Origin of the sequence: Duganella sacchari (assembly GCF_900143065.1) — a bacterium.
In the GTDB taxonomy this organism is placed as follows: Bacteria; Pseudomonadota; Gammaproteobacteria; order Burkholderiales; family Burkholderiaceae_D; genus Rugamonas; species Rugamonas sacchari.
Genome location: NZ_FRCX01000002.1, coordinates 180,769 through 202,280, shown reverse-complemented (window position 1 = coordinate 202,280; position 21,512 = coordinate 180,769). Strand labels below are relative to the sequence as shown.

At 62.8% G+C, this 21,512-nt stretch carries 20 protein-coding genes; 7 read left to right on the top strand and 13 right to left on the bottom strand.

The genetic code is table 11. The annotated features are described in order from the left end of the window. Positions 1-55 precede the first annotated feature (55 nt). Entirely contained in the window at positions 56-3,271 is a 3,216-nt protein-coding gene (locus BUA36_RS04885) for a di-heme oxidoredictase family protein (RefSeq protein ID WP_072781877.1), read from the top strand. Positions 3,272-3,315: 44 nt separating this feature from the next. Here BUA36_RS04885 and BUA36_RS04880 read toward each other — a convergent pair whose 3' ends face one another. The 3 genes from BUA36_RS04880 to BUA36_RS04870 are packed head-to-tail and all read right to left on the bottom strand — an operon-like array spanning position 3,316 to position 5,007. After that, positions 3,316-3,546, bottom strand: a complete 231-nt coding sequence (locus BUA36_RS04880; protein ID WP_072781875.1) for a pentapeptide MXKDX repeat protein — start codon at positions 3,544-3,546, stop codon at positions 3,316-3,318. 32 nt (positions 3,547-3,578) lie between these two features. Further along, positions 3,579-4,343, bottom strand: coding sequence for a molybdopterin-dependent oxidoreductase (locus BUA36_RS04875; protein WP_072781873.1), 765 nt, complete (start codon positions 4,341-4,343; stop codon positions 3,579-3,581). 16 nt (positions 4,344-4,359) lie between these two features. Then, a complete protein-coding gene (locus tag BUA36_RS04870; RefSeq protein ID WP_084559994.1) occupies positions 4,360-5,007 on the bottom strand; it encodes a cytochrome b/b6 domain-containing protein in 648 nt (215 codons plus the stop codon). Positions 5,008-5,110: 103 nt separating this feature from the next. On the opposite strand from BUA36_RS04870, the gene BUA36_RS04865 reads away from it, so the two are divergent. The 4 genes from BUA36_RS04865 to BUA36_RS04850 all read left to right on the top strand — a co-directional run bounded on the left by BUA36_RS04865 (position 5,111) and on the right by BUA36_RS04850 (position 8,674). Continuing rightward, positions 5,111-5,704, top strand: coding sequence for a sigma-70 family RNA polymerase sigma factor (locus BUA36_RS04865; protein WP_084559993.1), 594 nt, complete (start codon positions 5,111-5,113; stop codon positions 5,702-5,704). Then, positions 5,701-6,342: an NrsF family protein gene (locus BUA36_RS30155; RefSeq protein WP_072781871.1), complete on the top strand. Its 642-nt coding sequence runs from the start codon at positions 5,701-5,703 to the stop codon at positions 6,340-6,342. The genes BUA36_RS04865 and BUA36_RS30155 overlap by 4 nt, the downstream gene beginning before the upstream one ends. A gap of 3 nt (positions 6,343-6,345) precedes the next feature. Further along, complete coding sequence (locus tag BUA36_RS30150) at positions 6,346-7,107, top strand: AraC family transcriptional regulator (RefSeq protein ID WP_139260346.1); 762 nt, start codon at positions 6,346-6,348, stop codon at positions 7,105-7,107. Between the two features lie 61 nt (positions 7,108-7,168). Further along, positions 7,169-8,674 carry an FAD-dependent monooxygenase gene (locus BUA36_RS04850; RefSeq protein ID WP_072781869.1) on the top strand — a complete coding sequence of 502 codons (1,506 nt, stop codon included), beginning with the start codon at positions 7,169-7,171 and terminating at the stop codon, positions 8,672-8,674. Here the strand turns inward: BUA36_RS04850 and BUA36_RS04845 are convergent. Next, the gene (locus BUA36_RS04845; protein WP_167544252.1) at positions 8,658-9,287 is read right to left on the bottom strand and encodes a 3-keto-disaccharide hydrolase; all 630 of its coding nucleotides are present in this window, start codon (positions 9,285-9,287) and stop codon (positions 8,658-8,660) included. The genes BUA36_RS04850 and BUA36_RS04845 overlap by 17 nt on opposite strands. A gap of 82 nt (positions 9,288-9,369) precedes the next feature. Here BUA36_RS04845 and BUA36_RS04840 point away from each other — a divergent pair, with 82 nt between their 5' ends. Then, complete coding sequence (locus BUA36_RS04840) at positions 9,370-11,031, top strand: FAD-dependent oxidoreductase (protein WP_072781863.1); 1,662 nt, start codon at positions 9,370-9,372, stop codon at positions 11,029-11,031. Here the strand turns inward: BUA36_RS04840 and BUA36_RS04835 are convergent. Genes BUA36_RS04835 through BUA36_RS04810 form a run of 6 tightly spaced genes read right to left on the bottom strand, consistent with a single transcriptional unit; the run spans position 11,028 to position 15,613 of the window. Continuing rightward, positions 11,028-11,315 (bottom strand): hypothetical protein, encoded by a 288-nt coding sequence (locus BUA36_RS04835; RefSeq protein ID WP_072782554.1) that lies wholly within the window; start codon positions 11,313-11,315, stop codon positions 11,028-11,030. The genes BUA36_RS04840 and BUA36_RS04835 overlap by 4 nt on opposite strands. A 12-nt stretch (positions 11,316-11,327) precedes the next feature. Then, a complete protein-coding gene (gene fabI, locus BUA36_RS04830; RefSeq protein ID WP_072781861.1) occupies positions 11,328-12,104 on the bottom strand; it encodes an enoyl-ACP reductase FabI in 777 nt (258 codons plus the stop codon). Further along, positions 12,101-13,294, bottom strand: coding sequence for an acetate/propionate family kinase (locus BUA36_RS04825; protein ID WP_072781859.1), 1,194 nt, complete (start codon positions 13,292-13,294; stop codon positions 12,101-12,103). The genes fabI and BUA36_RS04825 overlap by 4 nt, the downstream gene beginning before the upstream one ends. 4 nt (positions 13,295-13,298) lie before the next feature. After that, positions 13,299-14,240 (bottom strand): phosphate acetyltransferase, encoded by a 942-nt coding sequence (locus BUA36_RS04820; RefSeq protein WP_072781857.1) that lies wholly within the window; start codon positions 14,238-14,240, stop codon positions 13,299-13,301. A gap of 51 nt (positions 14,241-14,291) precedes the next feature. Continuing rightward, entirely contained in the window at positions 14,292-14,474 is a 183-nt protein-coding gene (locus BUA36_RS04815) for a hypothetical protein (RefSeq protein ID WP_072781854.1), read from the bottom strand. Beyond that, complete coding sequence (locus BUA36_RS04810) at positions 14,471-15,613, bottom strand: PepSY-associated TM helix domain-containing protein (protein WP_072782551.1); 1,143 nt, start codon at positions 15,611-15,613, stop codon at positions 14,471-14,473. Before BUA36_RS04810 ends, BUA36_RS04815 begins: the two co-directional genes overlap by 4 nt. 122 nt (positions 15,614-15,735) lie before the next feature. On the opposite strand from BUA36_RS04810, the gene BUA36_RS04805 reads away from it, so the two are divergent. Beyond that, positions 15,736-17,919, top strand: coding sequence for a TonB-dependent receptor (locus tag BUA36_RS04805; protein ID WP_072781852.1), 2,184 nt, complete (start codon positions 15,736-15,738; stop codon positions 17,917-17,919). Here the strand turns inward: BUA36_RS04805 and BUA36_RS04800 are convergent. From BUA36_RS04800 to BUA36_RS04790, 3 genes are read right to left on the bottom strand one after another with little or no spacing between them, the layout of a single operon-like run. Continuing rightward, complete coding sequence (locus BUA36_RS04800; RefSeq protein ID WP_072781850.1) at positions 17,916-19,292, bottom strand: DUF2799 domain-containing protein; 1,377 nt, start codon at positions 19,290-19,292, stop codon at positions 17,916-17,918. The two genes, BUA36_RS04805 and BUA36_RS04800, sit on opposite strands and share 4 nt — an antisense overlap. A gap of 24 nt (positions 19,293-19,316) precedes the next feature. Beyond that, positions 19,317-20,684 carry a sensor histidine kinase gene (locus BUA36_RS04795; protein WP_072781848.1) on the bottom strand — a complete coding sequence of 456 codons (1,368 nt, stop codon included), beginning with the start codon at positions 20,682-20,684 and terminating at the stop codon, positions 19,317-19,319. After that, on the bottom strand, positions 20,681-21,337 hold the full coding sequence (locus BUA36_RS04790) for a response regulator transcription factor (RefSeq protein ID WP_072781846.1): 657 nt from the start codon (positions 21,335-21,337) through the stop codon (positions 20,681-20,683). Before BUA36_RS04790 ends, BUA36_RS04795 begins: the two co-directional genes overlap by 4 nt. Positions 21,338-21,512: the final 175 nt, after the last annotated feature.

The following is a 21,512-nucleotide window of genomic DNA, read 5'->3' as shown; positions in this document are numbered from 1 at the left end:
ACCTGCCGAAAGCCAAGGGGATAGCATGCTTATACGTTCAGATCGACTGCGAACGATGGAAACGTTTCACCGACTAAGAATAACCGGGTTGCCACTCGCACTGAGCCTGGCGCTGGCCGCGTGCGGCGGCAGCAGCGACAGCACGCCAACGGACAGCGGCCGTACCGCCAGCGCCATGCGGATGGGCGGCGCGGCGGCCGAGCCGGAGGTGGTATTGACGCCGGTTGGCGCAACGTCCAGCGGTTCGGAGCGCGGCGACCTGTCGGCCGCCGCTGCCATCGACCACAATTCCAACACGCGCTGGGGCAGCCTGTTCAGCGACGACCAGAACCTGACGCTGGATTTCGGTAGCAGCAAACCGATCAACCGCGTACACATCGAGTGGGAAAACGCCCACGCCACCAAATACCTGCTGCAGGTATCGGATGACAACAAGACCTTCACCACGATTAAAACCGTGGACAACAGCCAGGGCGGCACCGAGGACTGGACGGGCCTGAATGCCCAGGGACGTTATCTGCGCATGCAAGGCGTCACGCGTTCGACCAACTACGGCTATTCGATTTTCGAGATCCAGGCGTATTCCGGCGGATCGGCAGGCACGCCGACCGATCCGACCACGCCTGACAATCCGACCACGCCAGATCCGGTGCAGGTAGATCCAACCAAGCCAGGCGTCACCATCAAGCCCGTCACGGCCATGTCGTCCAAGGTCGAGAATCCCGCCAACGCGGCGGTCTACGCGATCGACGGCAAGACCAGCACCCGCTGGTCCAGCGACGCCAAGGACGGCGACGGCGCCTGGATCCAGTTCGACTTCGGCGCCAAGACCCAGGTCGGCTATATGAAGCTGCTGTGGGAGAACGCTTACGGCAAGGCTTACGATCTGCTGGTCTCGGACGACGGCCAGAACTTCACCAAGATCCGCTCCGTCACCGACGGCAAAGGCGGCACCGAGGAATTCTTCAACCTCGGCGTGAACGCGCGCTACCTCCGCCTGCAAGGCGTGGCACGCGCAACGCAGTATGGCTACTCGCTGTTTGAGGTGGAGTTCAAGACGCCAGGCAGCGACAACTCGCTGGGCAGCTCGGCGACGTCGGCCTTCAACTTCCCGGCCAGCGGTGCGGGCTGGGCGCCCTTGCCTGCTTCCGGCGAACCGATCGAATCGCTGCAATTCACGCTGCCCGACGGTACGCTGGTGACCCGCTTCGGCGCCCGCGGCCTGGCGCGTCACGGCCGCGAGCGCGGCGAAGACTGGAACGAAATCGGCTACGGTCCCAACGAAACGGTGGACCCGGTAACCGGCCTGCCGGTCGATAAAGGTCCGGGTAACTACCTGACCTTCGTGCCGCAATACTTCAAGAACCGTACCTGGGGCATGGAGATCATCGACAACAGCAAAGTGCCTGGCGTGACCAAGCCGCAGCTGATCGTCAACCAGTACACCACCGTCGACTTCCTGCAAGGCGGCGTGGCCTTCTTCCGCGCCATCGACCGGCCGGGCGTGACCGGCTATGGCTGGATGGCGCCAGGCCAGTTGGTGGACGACACGGTCAAGGTCTGCAAGCCGATCGCCTACCCGGCCAACAACAAGCTGGCCAGCGCCAACGGCATCAACGGTGCGTGCACCTTGCAGGTCAAGGAATATCCGGGCATGACGGCGCTGGACACCAACGGCTTCCCGATCGCCGGCAAGGACATCAAGGCGCGTCCGCTGGTACAGGGCGACGTGATCGAGGTGTCGCCATCGATGTTCTCGACCACCGACTCGATGCAGTCCAAGGGCGACAACGGCGGCATCCGCTACTACTCGTATGAATGGGTATATGTTGTCGGCCAGGGCCTGAAGCCATGGTACGGTGTGCAGCCGCGCCTGAACTCCGTGCCGCTGCCAACGGAAACCCTGTCCGGCGGCGCCGGTTCGGTCGGCTACAACTACTCGGACAACGCCTTGTTCATGTTCCAGCAGCCGCATACCAATATCGGCATGCAGAACATGCAGCGCTTTGTTGAGGGCCGTCGCCTGTTCCACACCAACTTCACCACCGGCGACCACAACGAACCTGGCAATGACCGCTACGATGCTGCCGTCGGCCTGCAAGGTCCCCGCTTCAACCAGTCGTCGTGCTTTGCCTGCCACGTCAACAATGGCCGCAGCTACGCGCCAACAGCGCTGAACCAGCGTCTGGACAGCATGTCGGTGCGGGTGGCGTCGACCAACGCTTCGGGCCAGCAGCTGCCGCACCCGGTGTATGGCACCACGGTGCAGATGAATGCCGTGTCGTCCACTGGCGTGCCGCAGAACTGGGGCACCGGCGTGCGCGTGTCGAGCTTCGAAACCACCAGCAAGAAGCTGGCCGATGGCACCGCCGTCGAGTTGCGCAAACCGGTGCTGGCGTTTGAAGGTCCTACGCCGGATACCGTGTCGCTGCGCGCAGCCCAGCCTATCATCGGCGCCGGCCTGCTGGAAGCCGTGGCGGAAGCTGATATTCTGGCGCGTGCAAGCGCGTCGCCGGACGTCGATGGCGTCAAAGGTGTCGCCAACTATGTCTACGATTCGGAAACCGGCGCGGTGCGTCTGGGCCGCTTCGGCTGGAAGGCATCCAAGGCGACGCTGCGTCAGCAAGCGGCAACTGCACTGCTGCAGGACATGGCCGTGACCTCGCCTGTGTACCGCAACCGCTCATGCAATAGCGACCCTTCCAGCTGCGGATCGGCCGCACAGCAAAAAGGTATTTCGGAAGCGGACCTGCAATCGCTGTCGCGCTATCTGGCGCTGGTGGCCGTGCCTGCGCAACGCAGCCTGGCCAGCGGCTTCCCGAAAGGCGTGGCGCCGATTGATGAACTGAACGTCGATCCAGCCAAGGTGGCTGCCGGCGCCAAGGTCTTCACCGGCATGCGCTGCGTGGCCTGCCACACGGCGGAAATGAAGACGGGGAGTGGCCACCTGTTTGCGGAACTGCGCAACCAGACCATCCGTCCCTATTCCGACCTGCTGCTGCACGACATGGGCGCCGGCCTGGCCGACAAGTTCGCTGAAGGTCAGGCCAAGGGCAATATGTGGCGTACCGCGCCGCTGTGGGGCCTGGGCTACACCGAGAAAGTCATGGGCAACAGCGCCAAGGTCGGCTACCTGCACGACGGCCGCGCACGCAACCTGACCGAAGCCATCATGTGGCACGATGGCGAAGCAGCCAAAGCGCGCCAGCGCTTCGAGAATCTGTCGAAGACTGACCGCGATGCGCTGCTAGCCTTCCTCAAGTCGCTGTAATGTGAATCAACCGGGCCACTCGCTGGCCCGGTTTTTTGCGCTGCTTACTTCTTCATCTCGTCCTTCTTCATTTCATCCTTTTTCATTTCATCTTTCTTCATGTCGTCCTTCTTCATGGCGTCTTTCTTCATTTCGTCCTTTGCCATGTGGTCTTTCTTGGCCGGCTTCTTCATGGCGTCCTTGCTCATCTCTTCCTTCTTCATGCTGTCCTGAGCGTAGACGGCGCCGGTCATGGTCAGGCAAGCGGCGATCAGTGCGATGGTAATTTTTTTCATGATGGTTCCTCTGTAAGAAAATAAATGAAGGTTCAGCTGCCGCCGAACCAGTTATACCCCTGGTCTTCCCAGTAGCCGCCAGAGTAGGTATTGGTGACAAAAATGGCTTGTACGTGCTTGGGATTCTTGTAGCCGAGCTTGGTCGGCATGCGCAGCTTCATCGGAAAGCCATAGCGCGGCGGTAATGGCTGGCCATCGTAGGTCAGCGCCATCAGTGTTTGCGGATGGAGCGCGGTGGCCATGTCGATGCTGGTGAAGTAGTCGTCGGCGCATTTGAAGCCGACATATTTGGCGCTCAGGTCAGCGCCGATACGGCGCAGGAACACGCTGAACGGCACTCCGCCCCACTTGCCGATGGCGCTCCAGCCTTCAACACAGATGTGCCGCGTGATCTGGCTTTGCTGCGGCATCGCCTGCAGCTGGCGCAGCGTCCATGGCTTGCGGTCGGCAATCAGACCGCTGAGCTCCAGCCGCCAGGCTTCGCCATCGACGTGACGCACCTCGTCTTCCTCGTAATAGGCGTTGAAAGGAAATGGCCGCGTAATCATGCTGTCCGGGTAGGTCGGCGCAAGGCGATTCGGGTCGAACAGCAAGCCCTGTGCGCGGTCGTTGAAGCGGGACACGGACATCAGCGCCCGTTCCACGCTTTCCTGGCTATCGAGCGAACAGCCGGTCAACAAGCTCAGGCCGCCCAGCGTCAGGCTGCGTTGCAGGAAGGCGCGTCGCGAAGGCTGCGCTACTTTGGCGATGGCGTCTTTGAGCATGGCCGCGCCATCCGGTGGAATAATAATCGACATGATGTATCCTGTTGGTTTAACGGCCGCGCAGCATGGCCAGCAAAGTGCGTGGCACCAGCGCCACCATCGCGACATGCACCACGATGAAGGCGCACAGCCCGGCCATGGCAAAGAAATGCACGCGGCGCGCGCCTTCGTAGCCGCCCATCAGCTCCCGTAAAATCGGAAACTGCACCGACTTCCACAGCACCAGGCCGGACATCACCAGCAGCACGCTGTCCAGCATGACGAAGACATAGGCCAGCCGCTGCACGCTGTTGTAGTGGCGCAGATCGGCGTGCGCCAGCCTGCCGCGCAGGGCGGCGCTCACGTCCGCCAGCACCTGGCCCGGCGAGATAGGGAAAAATTTGCGGCGCAGCCGCCCTGTCCACAGATTGATCGCCAGATAGCAGACGCCATTGGCAACCAGCAGCCACATGGCGGCGAAGTGCCACTGCAACGCGCCGCCCAGCCAACCGCCCAGCGTAAGCTCCTTGGGAATCGCGAAATCGAGAAAGCGCGTCGCGTTGTAGATCCGCCAGCCGCTCAGGACCAGAATCACTACTGCAACCGCATTCAGCCAGTGGGCACAGCGCAGCCAACCCGGATGGATAAGGCTTTTGACTTTGCGGTCATTGTCGGCATATGATGCCGACGCAGGATCAGGCGTGAGTTGGCGTTTCATGATGTATTGCCTGTTTATGTGAGAGTGACAGGTAATTCGCTGGGACCGGGTAAATGGTTACAGCGCGAGACAAAAATTTTTTCAGCCGATATTTATCAATCACATGCTGTTACCAAAAGCGCCCACAGAGCGAATAACAGAGACAGACGCCCTGCGTCACACAGAGCTGCGCTTGCATGCGCTGTTTGTGCAGGGACTGGATGGCGACGCCCAGGCATATCGTCACTTCCTGCAAGCGACGACGCCCTACTTGCGCGCCTTCCTGCGGCGGCGCCTTAGCGGCTGGCCGAGCGAAGTGGAAGACCTGGTGCAGGAATCGCTGCTGGCGATCCACAACCAGCGCCTGAGCTACGAGCACGGCCTGCCGCTGACCGCGTGGATTTACGCCATCGCCCGCTACAAATTGATTGACTGGCTGCGCCGTCACGCGCGCCAGGACGCGCTGCACCAGCCGCTGGAGGACGAAGACGCGCTGTTTTCCAGCGCCGACCAGGAGGCCGGCGAGGCGCAGCGCGATTTATTCAAGCTGCTGGCCACACTGCCGGACAAGCAGCGCGAAGCCATCGTCTACACCAAGCTCGATGGCCTGTCGATGCGCGAGGCGGCGGACTTGCTGAAGATGTCCGAAGCGGCAGTCAAAGTATCCGTGCACCGCGGCTTGAAAGCACTGGCAACGACACTGAGAGAAGCATCATGAAAACCGATGACCTGATATACATGCTTGCCAGCGGCCCCGACGTCGCCGTCAGCGCCCCGTCTGCCCGTTCGGCGCTATCGCCTTTGCTGTGGGGCCTTTTGGCCAGCTTCCTGATGATGCTGGTACTGCTGGGCGTACGGCGCGAGCTGATGGCGGAGCTGATGCTGCCGGCTTTCTGGAGCAAGCTGGGGTTCTCAGTGGCCTTGATGGCGGCCGGCCTGATTGCCGTTCGCCGCCTGTCGGTACCGGGAGCGCGCACCCGGACCTTGCCGGCGCTGATCGCCGCGCCATTGCTGCTGGCATGGACCGCCAGCGCCGCATTGCTGACGAATGCCGCACCCGAAGCACGGGTCGATCTGTTCTGGGGCAGCACCTGGCACTACTGCACCATGCTGATTGCACTCATTTCCCTGCCCATGTTCGTCGCGATATTGCGCGTGATGCGCGAGCGCACGCCGACGCGCCTGCGCCTGGCCGGCGCCGCTGCGGGCTTTGCCGCTGGCGCCACGGCTGCTGTCTTGTATTGTCTGCACTGTCCCGAACTAAGTATTGTGTTCGTCGGTTTCTGGTACCTGCTCGGCATGCTGGTTCCCGCCGCAGTGGGCGCCTTGATCGGTCCCCGCGTACTGGCCTGGTAAGCGATGCGGCCGACCGAATTCGAACCGCCGGAAGCGCTGCGCGACGTCGTCAAGTGCTTCTGGCATCTCCACCGCGACCTTGGACCGCAGCGTTCGTCCTTCGAAGTGATGCCGGACGGGTATGCTGAAATCATCTTCCATTTTGGCGGCGACTGCAGCGCGGACGGCAAGCAGACCTTGCCTTCGCCATTTCTGGTCGGGCTGTTAAATCAGCCAGTCCATTTCAGCGCTCACGGCCGCCTGGACATACTTGCTATCCGCTGTTTTCCGTGGACCGTGTTTGAGTTACTTGGCGTGCCGCCGGCCAAGGATAGCATTCAGCTATTCGAACACCCTGTCGCCCACTTGCATGCGACACTGGCGCAGTGGATGCTGGCCGACCGCATCGATCTGGCGGTGGCCGCGCTGGAACAGCATCTGCTTGGCGCGCAGGCGCAACTGGACACCACGTTGCACAAGGCTGGCGAGGCGATACGCCAGGCAAACGGCGCGCTGCCGGTCAGCCAGGTCGCAGCAGCAGCGCATGCCACTGTGCGTACGCTGGAACGCAAATTCAAGCAGTCCGCCGGCCACACGGTCAAAGACGTATCGGGACTGGTGCGCTTTGAACAGGCGCGCAATCAGCTCATGCAGCAGCCGGACTCGGACATCGCCGATCTGGCGCAGCGGCTGGGCTATACCGACCAGTCGCACCTGAGCCGCGAGTTCAAACGCTACAGCGGCACCACACCAGCTGCCTTCGCGCGCAAGGCCGGGAAGCCCTGAGCGCTGCCATTTTGTCGCGTTTGTACAATCCGGGCGCGATCGCTGCCGATAGACTGGCTGCATGAATACTACCTATGACGTGATGATCTGCGGCGCCGGTCCTGTCGGCCTGTTTCTGGCTTGCGAGCTGGCGTTGGCAGAATGCTCGGTGCTGGTCCTGGAAAAGGCGGAGCAACCGGATTCCTTGTTGAAGCAACTGCCATTCGGCACGCGCGGACTGTCGTCCCTGAGCGTCGAAGCGCTCGACCGCCGTGGCCTGCTGGCGCAGCTCGAAGTCCCCCGGCGGCTCAAGAATCCGTTCGGTGATAACAAATCGCTACAGGCCGGGCACTTTGCCGGCATCGCATTTCAGTACCCTGATATCGATACGGCACAATGGCCTTATCGTCTGCCCAGCTCCACGCCCACCAACCTGCTGGCGGAGATGCAGGAACTGGAGTCCGTACTGGCGCGCCGCGCCAGCGCACTGGGTGTCCGCATCCTGCGCGGCCACGCCATCACGGCGTGCCAGCAGAGCGCAGATGTGGTTTCAGTTCAGGCAAACAGCCAGTCATTCCACGGCCAGTGGCTGATCGGCTGCGATGGCGCACGCAGCATGGTGCGCAAACTCGCCGGGTTTGATTTTGCCGGTACGGAGCCAGAGTTCACGGGTTACACCACGCGCGTCGATATCGCCGATCCGGAAAAACTCAGTCCGGTCCGCACCAAGACGCCGCGCGGCATGTACTTCCAGTCCCAGCCTGGCTACCTGGCCATGCAGGATTTCGACGGCGGCGCGTTTCACAACGGCGAAGAACCCATCACGCTGGCACACCTGCAATCGGTCCTGCGCCGCATCTCCGGCACTGACGTGACGCTCAGCGCGGTGCACACCGCCACCACCTGGACCGACCGCGCCCGCCAGGCCAGCAGTTACCGTAACCGCCGCATCCTGCTGGCGGGCGACGCGGCCCATATTCATTCACCGCTGGGCGGCCAGGGACTCAATCTCGGACTGGGCGATGCAATGAATCTGGGCTGGAAACTGGCTGCCACCCTCCATGGCACGGCGCCCGATGGGCTGCTCGACAGCTACCATGACGAGCGCCATCCCGTCGGCGCGCAAGTGCTGGACTGGTCACGCGCCCAGGTGGCGGCCATGCGCCCGGGACCGGAAGGACAGGCATTGCATGCCATCTTCCGCGACCTGGTCGGAACACGTGACGGCGCCACTTACTTCGCGGCGCGCGTATGGGGCATCTTCACGCGCTACGATCTGGACGCTGGCCATCCACTGGCCGGCCTCAGTGCCCCCAACTTTGAATGTGAGGACGGCACTCGGGTCGGCGACTTGATGCACGGCGGCCGCGCACTGCTGCTGGACTTCACCGGGGACGCCGCGCGCCAGGCCTGTGCCGCAGCTTACGGCGAACGGGTTCAATACGTCGCCGCTCGTGTCAGGGAATCGCTGGGTATCAGCGCCCTGCTGGTGCGTCCCGACGGCACCGTGGCCTGGGCCACCGACCAAACGACGGGCCATGACGGGCTGCCGCAAGCCCTGGCCCGCTGGTTCAATCCAGCGGCGTAAGCACCACGTTGTGCAGCTCATATGGCGTGCCTTCGAGCTGGAAGCCGATGCGGCCGGATGCCGGTATCGCATGCGACACCCGGTTTTGCGGCACGCCATTCAGCGTCACCTCCACCACGCCGTCGCGACTGAGGATATCGCAGGCATTCCATTCGCCGACCGGCTTTTCGCTGTCCGCCGCCGTATGGGCTTTGATGCGTGGCTCGGCGCCCGGCTTGCTGGTCAGCGCCTCGTCAAAACTGGCGGCCGCCATGGGCAGCAAGTCACCGGCATTGCCATTCTTGGTTTGCACTTGCAGGCTGACGGGCCAGACGCGGTCAAAAGTACCAGGACTGATGTGCAGCAGCACGCCACCGTTGCCAGGCTTGCCGCTCCAGCGCCATTCCACGTGCAGCCTGTAATTGCTGTAGGTCTGCCGGGTGGCCAGAAAGCCCGACGGTTTGCCGGTGGAAGCGATTACGCCATCCGGCAGCATGCGGAAGGCGTCCTCGATCACGGCTGCGGGTGTGGTCTGCAATTCCCAGCCGCTGAAATCGCGGCCATTGAATAAATCGGCTGCACCCGCCGTCTGCGCGGACAGGCTGAATATCACTGCACTTAACAACTTGTTCACTGTGTCTCCTCCGCTAAACATCTGCAAGTATCTCACTTTAGAATCTGGCGGACAGCAGAAAAATAGCGCTAGACTAGAGCTTATGGCTATCTACGACACCTTCAAGACCCGCACCGCCCAGGCGCTGCCCAAGCTGACGCCCACGGAGATCAAGCGCATCCAGCGTTTCGGCACGCTGGTCGCCTTCCGTGATGGCCAATGCCTGTTCGACGCGGGCCTGACCAGTTTTGGCATGTACGTGGTGATGCAAGGCGCTATCCGCATCAGCCGGCACGACGGCCTGGGGAATACCTCGGTGATCGCCGAACATGGCCCCGGCGAATTCGCTGGCGAAATCAGCCAGCTGTCCGGCGCGCCCACGCTGGTCAACGGCCATGCTGTCGGCGACGTGGAAGCGCTGGTCCTGACCACGGAATCCTTGCGCGCGCTGCTGATCGCCGAGGCGGAGCTGGGGGAACGCATCGTCCGCGCCTTTATCCTGCGCCGCGTCGAGCAGATCGATAACAAGGATGGCGGTCTGGTGCTGGTCGCAACGCCCGGCCATGCGCGCATGCACAGCTTGCAGGGATGGTTGTCGAGTAACGGCCTGCCGCACCGCGTGCTGGACCCGCGCAGCGATGAGCAGGCGCGCGCCCTGTGCGAACGCTATCAGCCCGAAACCCAGGACTGGCCTTTGGCCGTCTGCCCCAATGGCGACGTCAAAAAGAACCCCAGCATTGTGGACCTGGGCCGCTGCCTGGGCACGCTGCCAGAACTCAGCCCGGACCAGGTCTGGGACGTGATTGTCGTTGGCGCCGGCCCCGCCGGTCTGGCCACCGCCGTCTATGCGGCGTCGGAAGGCTTGACGGTACTGGTGCTGGAAACACGCGCTTATGGCGGGCAGGCCGCAGCCAGCGCGCGCATCGAAAACTACCTTGGCTTCCCGACGGGGATCTCGGGCGGCGCCCTGGCCGGCCGCGCGTTTGTGCAGTCGCAGAAGTTCGGCGTGAAGATGGCGATACCGGCGCCAGCGGGCCGTCTGCTGTGCGGCGCCTATCCGCTGCAGGTCGAGATGTGCGGCAGTCTCACGCGGCTGCAGGCCCGCAGCGTGGTGCTGTCGTGCGGCGCGCGTTATCGCCGTCCATCGCTCGCGAATCTCAAACAGTTTGAAGGCAAAGGCGTGTATTACTGGGCCTCGCCGCTGGAAGCCGGCTTGTGCGCGACGGAGGAAGTGATACTGGTCGGCGGCGGCAACTCCGCGGGACAGGCGGCCGTCTACCTGGCCGGCCACGCCGCCAAGGTACACATCCTGATCCGCAAGGACAGCCTGGCGTCCACCATGTCCAGCTACCTGATCGACCGCATTGCCGCCACGCCCAACATCGCGCTGCACACGGAATCGGAAATCGTGGCGCTGGAAGGCTGCGCAGAAGAAGGCCTGCAGCAGGTCCGCGTGCGTCACCACCGCAGCGGCGGCGAGGCAGACTACGATATCTGCCGCGTATTCCTGTTCATCGGCGCAGACCCCAACACCGGCTGGCTCAGCGACTGCGGTGTGCAGGTCGATGACAAAGGCTTTATCCTGACTGGCTACGACTTGCCCGGCGCGGCGCAGGCGGAACGCGCGGCGCTGGAGACCAGCATTCCCGGCGTGTTTGCCATCGGCGACGTGCGCGCCAACTCCACCAAGCGCGTGGCCGCCGCCGTTGGCGAAGGCGCTGCCGTGGTATCGCAGATCCACGGCTTCCTGGCCAGTCAGCGTTAGGCGATATCGATACGCTGGTGCGGCTCCAGATCGTGGAACACGTCTTCCTGATGCAGAGGGATATACAGGTGGATCGCCTTCCCGCGATGGAAGACACCACGCAACTGATTGCAAACGCTCCAGACACGTTCGTAGGAATCCGCGACTTCAATCAGCGCCCACGGACTATCGTTATCGCCCTGCCTCACCATGCTGACTTGCTTGACATGGAAATACAGCGCCAGGCCTTGTGCAACGCTGTCTTCACTGGCATCGCCATGCAGTCCGGTCAAGATTACTTGCATCTTCAACTCCCCTCAAGCGATGATATTCAGGCCGCCGTCCACATAGACCGTGCTGCCCGTCAGGCGTTTGGCATAGGGCGAGGCCAGGTAGGCACAGGTATTGCCCACATCGACGATATCGACCAGCTCACCGAGTGGCGCCCGCGCCACGGCGTCGGCAAGCAGATGGTCGAAGTCCTTCAGTCCCGATGCCGCACGGGTTTGCAGCGGCCCTGGTGAAATGGCATGCACGCGGATATCGCGCGGCCCCAGTTCAAACGCCAGATAGCGGCATGCCGCTTCCAGCGCGGCCTTTACCGGGCCCATGACGTTGTAGTTCGGGATGACCTTGTCGGCGCCATGGTAACTCATGGCGAACATGCTGCCGCCGTCCGTCATCAATGGCGCGGCCAGCTTCGCCATGCGGATGAAGGAGTGGCAGGACACATCCATCGCCTGCAGGAATCCGTCCAGCGAACAGTCGAGCAAGCCGCCTTGCAGATCCTGTTTGGCCGCAAAGGCGATGGAGTGGACCAGAATATCCAGCCTGCCCTGCTCTGCCAGTGCGGCAAACACGGCCTCCAGCTGGCGAGGCTGCGTCACGTCCAGCGGCAGCAACTGCGCATCGATCTGCTGCGCCAGCGGCGCCACAAACGGTAGCGCCTTGTCGTTGAGATAGGTGAGCACCACGTCCGCGCCCAGTTTGCGGAACGCCAGCGCGCAACCCCAGGCGATCGAATGTTCGTTGGCGACGCCAACCACCAGCGCGCGCTTGCCCGTTAAGATGGGATAGAGGGTTTCGGTGCTCATCCAGCCTCCACCAGTTCCAGCGCGTGCTGCGCAATCATCAATTCTTCATTGGCAGGGATTACCCAGACGTCCACCTTGCTGCCAGGCGCACTGACGCGCGTGACACCGCGTGGATTGGCGGCGTTGGCGGCTTCGTCCAGCTCCACACCCAGCCAGGCCGCATCCTTGCAGACCGCGGAACGCAGCGCCACGCTGTTTTCGCCGATGCCGCCCGAGAACACCAGCGCATCCAGTCCGCCCAATGCCGCGGCCAGCGAACCCAGCTCGCGGCCGATGCGGTAGACCATGAGCGCAATCGCCGCCTTGGCGCGCGGTTCGTCACTCTGTTCCAGCGTACGCATATCGGACGAAATGCCGGAGACGCCCAGCAGACCGGATTCCTGGTACATCAGCTTCTGTACCGCCGCCACGTCCATGCCCAGTTCCTGCATCAGATACAGCACCACACCCGGATCGAGCGCACCGCAACGCGTGCCCATGGGCAGTCCGTCAACCGCAGTGAAACCCATGGTGCTGGCCATGCTGCGGCCGGACTGCATCGCACACATGCTGGCGCCGTTGCCGAGGTGGGCAGCGACGACTTTCGCCTGCGCCAGCCGGGGTTCTGCCTTGGGCAATACACTGGCGATGTACTCGTAGGACAGCCCGTGGAAGCCGTAGCGGCGCACGCCAAGGTCCGTGATGCGGGCCGGCAGCGCAAACTCCTGCGCCTCCGCCGGCTGGCCGACGTGGAAGGCGGTATCAAAACAGCCTATCTGCGGCACATCCGGCGCCATCGCCAGTACCGAGCGCACCGGCGCCAGATTGTGCGGCAGATGCAGCGGCGCCAGCGGCACCAGCTTTTCCAGCTCATCGACCAGCGCGGCATCCAGACGCTGCGGGCCGCTGTGCGCCACGCCGCCGTGCACGATACGGTGGCCCACCGCGATCACGCGGTGCCCATCGAGATGGGTTTGTGCGAAGTCCACCAGGAAGCGCATGCCGCCTTCGTGGTTGAGCGGGCCATCACGCCATTCGCGCTCGCCGACCACGCTGCCATCCGCGTTCTGGGCGATGAAACGGGCCACGCCACTGTACAGGTTCTCGATCTTGCCGCGTAGCGTCAGATCCAGCGCCGGACCGCTGTACATGGAAAACTTGATGCTGGACGAACCAGCATTAATCACAATGATGCTGTCATTGGCCTGCATCTGTTCAGCCTCCGAGAATACGCGCGCCAGACAGTTTGCTATGCGCGACTAGTACAGCCACCGCACACGACGCCAGGCGTGCCTGTACAGTATCGGCACGGCTGGTGAGTATCACCGGTACGCGCGCGCCCAGCACGATGCCGGCGGCACTGGCGCCGGCCATAAAGGTCAGGCTCTTGGCCAGCATATTGCCCGCCTCCAGATCCGGCGCGACCAGCACATTGGCCCGCCCCGCCACTGGCGAGACCAGATGCTTGATGGATGCTGCTTCCGGGCTGATGGCGTTATCCATCGCCAGTGGGCCGTCCAGCAAACCACCGGTGATCTGGCCACGGTCGGCCATTTTGCACAGCGCGGCGGCATCGATGGTGGATGGCATTTTGGCGCTGACCGTTTCCACTGCCGCCAGGATGGCGACCTTGACGGGATCGAAACGCAGCACATGCGCCAGGTCGATCGCGTTCTGGACGATATCGACCTTCTCTACCAGCGTGGGAATGATGTTGACGGCAGCGTCAGTGATGATGAGCGGTTCGGCACGGCCCGGCACATCCATCACGAAGCAGTGGCTGAGCCGGCGCGCGGTGCGCAGGCCGGTGGCGGTGGCGACGACAGCGCCCATTAATTCATCGGTATGCAGGCTGCCCTTCATCAATGCGGTCGCGGCGCCTTCGTGCACCAGCTGCACGGCGCGGGCGGCAGAGGCGTGACTGTGTTCGGTATCGATGATGGGCAGTGCAGAGATATCCAGCCGCGCTTCGTCGGCGACCTGGCGTATCCGGTCCTGGGGGCCAACCAGGATGGGTTTGATCAAGCCCATATTGGCCGCGTCCAGCACGCCTTCCAGCGCGTTGCGGTCACAGGGGTGCGCGACAGCGACCGTGGCCGGTCCGGCATGACGCGCTGCAGCGATCAGTTTATCGTAATGCGGGTGCGTTGCTTCCATGCGATCTCCTCAGTAGACGGCACGGGAATGATAACAATAAATGCAAATAAATCAATCGCTTTTTGTGCGTCGCCGCAAGCCCAGCCAGAGACATAACAGCACCGGTACACCCAGCGCGACAGCAGATACATGGTCCCACACACCGTCGCCTAACAGTGCGGACAACAGTCCAATCACGGTCAGCACGGACAGCGCGATGGGGGCCGCCCACATGCGCAGGAACGGGCCGCTCATGCCGGCACCTGCTGCTGTTCTTCCTTGGCTGCCGCTGCAGCGCGCGCGGGCGCCGGTGCGCCCCGCTTCAGCCAGAGATACAGGCCGCTGCCCAGCACAAAGATGGTGATGATATCCAGCGCCGCCCACAGGAACTGCATCCACGGGCCGCCGTAGTCGCCAAAGTGCAGCGGCTGCGAAATCAGCAGGCCGGTCAGGTACCAGGGCAGCTGGCGGCGGTCCGTAATCCGGGTGGTCTGCGCATCGATCAGCACTGGCTTGTACAGGCGCGACGTCAACGCCTCGTTACCGCGCATGAAGATGCCGTAATGGTGCGGGCTGGTGAACGGGGTGCCTGGGAAGGCGACAAAACCGATCTTCATGCCCGGCTCCGCAGCGACCGCGTGCTCCAGCGATTGCTGCATCGATCCCAGCTGGGTGGGCGGCGGCAGACCTTTGTATGGCGCGACCATTTCCGCCATCTCGGTGTACTGCCAATACTTCAGCAGCAGGTCAGCCCAGGTATTAATCATGCCGGTGGCGCCCACCACCAATGCCCAGGTCAGTGTGACGATGCCCAGCATATTGTGCAGGTCCAGCCACTTGACGCGCGGGCCGCGCTCGCGGCGCACCTCGCCAAAATCCAGCTTGCGCATGAACGGCGCGTACAGCACGACCCCGGAAATAATCGCCATCACCAGCAGCAGTCCCATCAAACCGAGGAACAGCTTGCCCCACAGGCCTGCGTACAGATCCACATGCAGGTGGAACATCACGCCCAGAAAACTGCCTTCGAAACTGGGCTCGCCCAGCACCTTGGCGGTGCGCGCATCCACGGCGATCGATTTGAATTTTTCGTCGGTCGGATTGTCGCCCATGGTCAGGAACCAGATCTTCGGATCATCGGCCTCCTGCGACAAATACATGGCCATCTTGTCCGGGTACAGCGCCTTGCCGGCCGCGATGACCTTATCCAGGCTGGCCATCGGCGTACCGGCCGCCATCTGCGGCGCTTCAATGGCGTTGCCAAGCGCGTGATCGATTTCGTGGTGATAGATCAGCGGCAGGCCGGTGACGCACAACAGCAACATGAACACGGTGCAAACCAGGCTGCTCCACTTGTGTATCCATGCCCAGCGGCGGACGGCGATTGGTGTCATTTTGTCATCCAGATTACGGTATTCAGACGCCAATGATAATGCAAATTAGTCTCATTCAGCAGCAAAAAAACGTTTCCAACGCTATAATTGAGAATCAATCTCATTTAATTAGTTAAACAGCCATGCTCACCCTGAACCTGAAATTGTCCCCTTTCGCCCTGGCAGCCATGCTGCTGGCCAGCGCCACCGCCCACGCCCAAACGCAAGCGGCGGCCGGCAGCGCCGATGACGTGCAGACGGTCGTCGTCAGCGCCTCCGCCGATGCGTCGGCCGGCGGCCTGCCGAAGAACTTCGCCGGTGGCCAGGTCGCGCGTGGCGGCCGGGTGGGCATGCTGGGCAATGTGGACATGATGGACACGCCGTTCAACACCTTGAACTTCACATCGGCGCTGATTCAGGACCAGCAGGCGCGCAGCGTCGCCGATGTGCTGCAAAACGATCCGTCGGTGCGCGTGGCGCGTGGCTTCGGTAATTTTCAGGAACTGTATGTGATCCGCGGCTTCGCCGTCAGTTCGGACGATCTGGCCTACAACGGCTTGTACGGCATCCTGCCGCGCCAGTTCGTGGCCTCCGAACTGCTGGAGCGCGTGGAAGTGTTCCGCGGTGCGACCTCCTTCGTCAACGGCGCCGCGCCGGGCGGTGGCGGCATCGGCGGCTCCATCAACCTGCTGCCTAAACGCGCCGGCAACAAGCCGCTCACGCAAGTGACCGTGGGCGTGGAAACCGGCGGCCAGGGTTATGCCGCCGTTGATATCGCACGCCGCTTCGGCGCCGACGGCAATACCGGCATCCGCATCAACGCCGCGCGCCGCGACGGCGACACTGGCGTCGACCGCGAACACCGTGAACTGAACGTGGCCTCGATTGGCCTGGACTTCCAGGCGCGCGACTTCCGCCTGTCGGCCGATATCGGCTATCAGGATCACAAGCTGAAAAACCCGCGTCCCGCCGTGACGCTGCTAGAAGGCGTGGCCATGCTGCCGGCGCCGGATGGCAGCAGCACCTGGGCGCAGAACTGGACCCGCTCCAACGAACGCGACACCTTCGGCACCCTGCGCGGCGAATGGGATCTGGGCAAGGATACAGTAGCCTGGGCCGCTGCCGGTGTCCGCAGCGGCAACGAGGACAACAGCCTCGCCGAGCCGACCGTCAACAACAATGATGGCAGCGCCACCTCCTACCGCTTCGACAATACCCGCCGCGATAATGTGCGGACTGGCGAAATCGGCGTACGAACCAAGCTGCGTACGGGCGGCATCGGCCATACGCTGAGCGCAAGCGCGTCCAGCTACTGGCTGGAGTCGAAGAACGCTTACGCCTTCAGTGCATTTGGCGGCCTGAGTACCAACATCTACAAGCCGGTTGACGTCACCGCGCCTGCGCCCAATTTCTTTGTTGGCGGTGTGCTCAGCGATCCGCACCTGACCGTGAAAACAATCCTGAGCAGCTACGCCGTCGCCGATACGCTGTCGATGCTGGACGATAAAGTCCTGCTGACTGTGGGCGCGCGCCATCAGACCATCAAGACCGATGGCTTCGACTACAACACCTCGGAGCGCAACGCGCATTACGACCAAAGCAAGGTCACGCCGGTTGCCGCCGTGGTCTACAAGCCGGTGAAAGACGTGGCGCTGTATGCCAATTACGCCGAAGGCCTGCAACAAGGCCCGACGGCGCCCGCCCAGAACGTCGACAATAAAAACCAGATGTTCGCGCCTTACGTATCGAAGCAAAAAGAAGTGGGCGTGAAATACGAACACGGCACGCTGGGCGCCACCGCTGCCCTGTTCAGCACCAAGCAGCCATCGGCCTTCGTGAAAAACGGCCACTTTGGCGTGTTTGGCGAACAGCGCAATCAGGGCGCCGAACTGACGGTGTATGGCATGCCGGTGCGCGGCCTGCGCGTGCTGGGCGGCCTGACGCTGCTCGATGCCAAGCAGCGCGTGACTGACGGCGGCAAGAATCAGGGCAATGACGTCATCGGCGTGCCGGATACGCAGCTGAACATCGGCGCCGAATGGGATGTGCCAGGCGTGAGTGGCCTGAACCTGAATGCGCGCACCACGTACACCTCGTCGCAGTACGCCGACGGCGCCAACCAGCAGGAACTGCCGGCATGGACCCGTCTCGACCTGGGCGCCAGCTACGCTACCCGTGTGCTGGACCGCAACGTCACCTTCCGCGCACGCGTGGATAACGTTACCGACAAGAGCTACTGGGCTTCTGCCGGCGGCTATCCAGGTTCGGGCTACCTGATTCTGGGCGCACCGCGCACCGTGGCGGTGTCGGCGAGCGTGGAGTTCTAATAGATCTCGCGGCGCAGGCGCTGCATTTGCATCTCGTGACGCTCGACCCAATGTCGGGCGTCATCCCAGCGCCGCTCCATGCGCTGCAAATAATCGATCAGGTCGCGGCGGTCCTGTTCGCGGCGGCGATCCTGCTTGGCGGTTTCCTCATTGGCCGGCCGGTCTTTGGCTTCCTGATTGGCGCGGATCTCGCGCTCCAGCCGTCCCAGTCGGTTGCGCGCATCATGCACGCGATCGGCCAATTCATTCGCTTCATCCACCGCCTGGCGGTACTTGGCTGCGGTGATTTCATAATCCTGCCCGCTGACGTAAGCGTGCTTCATCTGGCTTTGCAGCGCAGGCGCGCAGACCTCCACCGCCATGCCAGTGTTGGCACGGCCACGTTCAAAGGCATTGTCCAGCGTGCAGTAGCGCGCATTCTCCTGACGCCAGGCGTTGGTGTAGGCATCGCGCGTGGCGGGGATCACGAACACGCCATCGCGGCCGGCGTTCGCCATGCGTTCGTCAAGGCGGAATGGCTGGCCATAGCCGTCGGCTGCGCCGGTGTCGCGCCAGTAAGTGCTTAAGCGCGCCTCCCAGGCCTGGCGATATTCCTGTTCATGGATCTTCAGGCCTTTTTGTTTGGCCTCGCGGCTGCGCATGCCGAACTCCTTGCCGCTCGTCGCGTCCTGCGTACCAAGGTTGCGCCAGTAGTTGATGATCTCCGCATTCCATGCGGCGCGATAGGATTCTTCCTGAATGTCCACGCCGGCGCTGCGCGCGGCGGCGGCGCGGTTGCGGAACTCGCTGTCCGGCAGGCCGTTGCTGGCGTCGTTGCTGCCGGCATCCGTCCAGAAGGTGCGGTTCCCCGCGCGCCAGCCATTGGCGTATGCCGCTTCGTCAAAATGCAGTTGTGCGGCAGCCGCCCGGCTCCGGCTCAATTCTTTTTGCGAGGATGGCTTGCCTTCCGTGCCATCGCGCTTACCGGTGTTTTCCCAGTAGAGCGAGTTACCGGCAGCCCAGCCGGCATCGTAGGCCGGACGGTTGAGCGGCGTCTTGTTTTTGCGGAGGTCTTCCGAGGCGGCCAGCGCATCGAAGCGCGCCAGCTTGCCCTCCGTACCATCGACACCGCCGAACCGATACCACAGGTCCCAGTTACCTTGTGCCCATCCGGCGGTGTAGCGCGCGGAGGCGTCTGCGGCGCCGGCCTTGATGCCATGGTCATCGCAAAACTCCTTGCGTTCTCCAAAGCTGGGCGGCTCGCCCTTGGTGCCATCGTTCTGGCCGATGGCGACCCAGTCATCGGTTTTGCAGGCGGAGATCAACTGCTCGTTGGACATGCTGCAGCCAGCCAGCAGCAGTAACAGGGGAATCAGGCGCAATGTGGTGTTCATGCGCCGAATTATAATGCCAATTTGCTATGGCGTTGCCTGAAAAATCACATCGACTTGCAAGCCGCCAGTATCGGCGCGATTGTTCAGCTGGATCGTCGCGCGGTTGCGCGCGGCGGCGCGTTCCGCGATCGCCAGCCCTAACCCGCTGCCCGGCTGATCCTGGCCAGGCAAGCGGAAGAAGCGCTCAAATACTTTGCGCTGCATGTCGGGCGCGATGCCCGGACCTTGGTCGGATACCGACAGCACCACCTGTTCCGCCGATGCTGCAATACGCACCGTCACGCGGCTCTGCCCGGGCGAGTACTTCACCGCATTGCTGACCAGGTTATCGATCAGCGACGCCATGCTCTCCAGATGCAGCGGCATGGCGCAGGTATCGGGCGCCAGCAGTTCTATCTCGATGCCGCGTGTGGCGGCGATCTGGCCGGCCATGGCCAGACGGTCCGCCACCAGTTCCACCAGGTCGCGCGGCGCCAGCCTGGCGTGATCGCGGTCGCTGCCGGAACGGGCCAGGGCCAGCAGCTGATGCACCGTATGCGTAGCGCGCTGCACGCCGGTACGCAAGCCATTGCCTGCTTCCGCCAGCCGCTGCGGCGTGCGCGCTTCACCAAGGCTCTCCGCATTGATCTGGATGATGGACAGTGGCGTCTTCAATTCATGCGCGGCATCGATCAGGAATTCCTGTTCGCGTTCCAGCCTTTCCGTCAGCCGCTCCATCAGGCGGTTGACGGAGCCCACCAGCGGCGACAGCTCCTGATACGGCGATGGCGCCAGCGCCGACAGATTGGCGCCGGAGCGCTGCTCGATCTCGCCAACGATGTCGTTCAGCGGCCGCAGTCCCACGCGGATGATGAACCAGGCGGGCAGCAACAGGAACGGTATGCTGAACAGCAGCGGCGCCAGGTAGTAGCCCACGCTGGACACTTGCAGCATCCACTCGCCTATCACTTCGGTGGCCATCCGCACCGTCACATCGGTGGCCGGATCATGCTCCACCGACGCCACCCAGCTATCGCGCAGGTTCTGGTGATACGGTCCCGCAACGGCGTCAGTACCCGGCAAGCCGGCATCGGGTGTCTGATACAGCAGACGGCCATGGCGCCAGACGTGCGTCTGCAAGGCTGGAATATACCAGCCCAGTTCCTTGTACAGCGCGTAGTGCAGCGCTTCCATCTTGTGCACCATCGGCTGTATCTCTGCTTCGGGTCGGCCATCCATGGTCTGCATCACCACCAGGATGCGCAAGGCGCTGGCGCGCAGTTCGCGCTGCATATCGCGGCGCTTGGCGGTGCGCGTTTCGTACATATCCAGCGCCAGGTTGGCCAGCCACACCACCGCCATCACCGAGATGAAGCCGAACAGCAAACGCCGGAACAGCGAGCGGTTCTTCATTTGTCGACCACGTAGCCGACGCCACGCACCGTGCGGATATAGCCTTCGCCGATTTTCTGGCGCAGATGGGACATATGCACATCCAGCGCCGCACCTTCGCTGTGCGGCAGCGCGCGCGACTCCAGCTCGCGCCGCGTCAGCACACGGTCCGGATAACGCATCAGCGCATGCAGCAAGGCGAATTCGGTTTTCGACAGCACCACATTGACGCCGCCGCGCGTCAGCAGCATGCGCTTGTCGTCGAGGACCAGGTCCTTGACCTTCCACACTGGCTCGCCGGCTTCGGTCCAGCCGGTGGCCCGGCGCATCACCGCGCGCAGACGCGCCAGCAGCTCACTGACTGCAAACGGCTTGACCAGATAATCGTCGGCGCCACGGTCCAGGCCATTCAGGCGGTCTTCCAGGCTGTCACGTGCGGTGATGACGAGAATGGGCAGTGTCAGGCCGGCCGCACGCAGATCGCGCAGCACCTCGATCCCGCTGCCATCCGGCAGGCCGAGATCGAGCAGCGCCGCATCGAACGGTTCCGTTTCGACCCAGCGGCGCGCGTCGCTGGCGCGGCGCACCCATACCACTTCAAGTCCCGCGTCCTGCAGCGAGGACTGCAAAGCCTTGCCCAGCTCTAGATCATCTTCAACCAGGCATATCTTCATGGGGGTAATACCTCTTTTGTTCATGGCCGATATCTACGCACTTTCTTGCATATAAGTCAATCGCCTGCACGCCACAGCCTTAGGCAAACGTTAAGGTTTCTTTTGGATTTAATTAAGAGAATCTGGCGAGAATGACTGGATAAATCTACAACCACAAGACGAGGGACAGCAATGG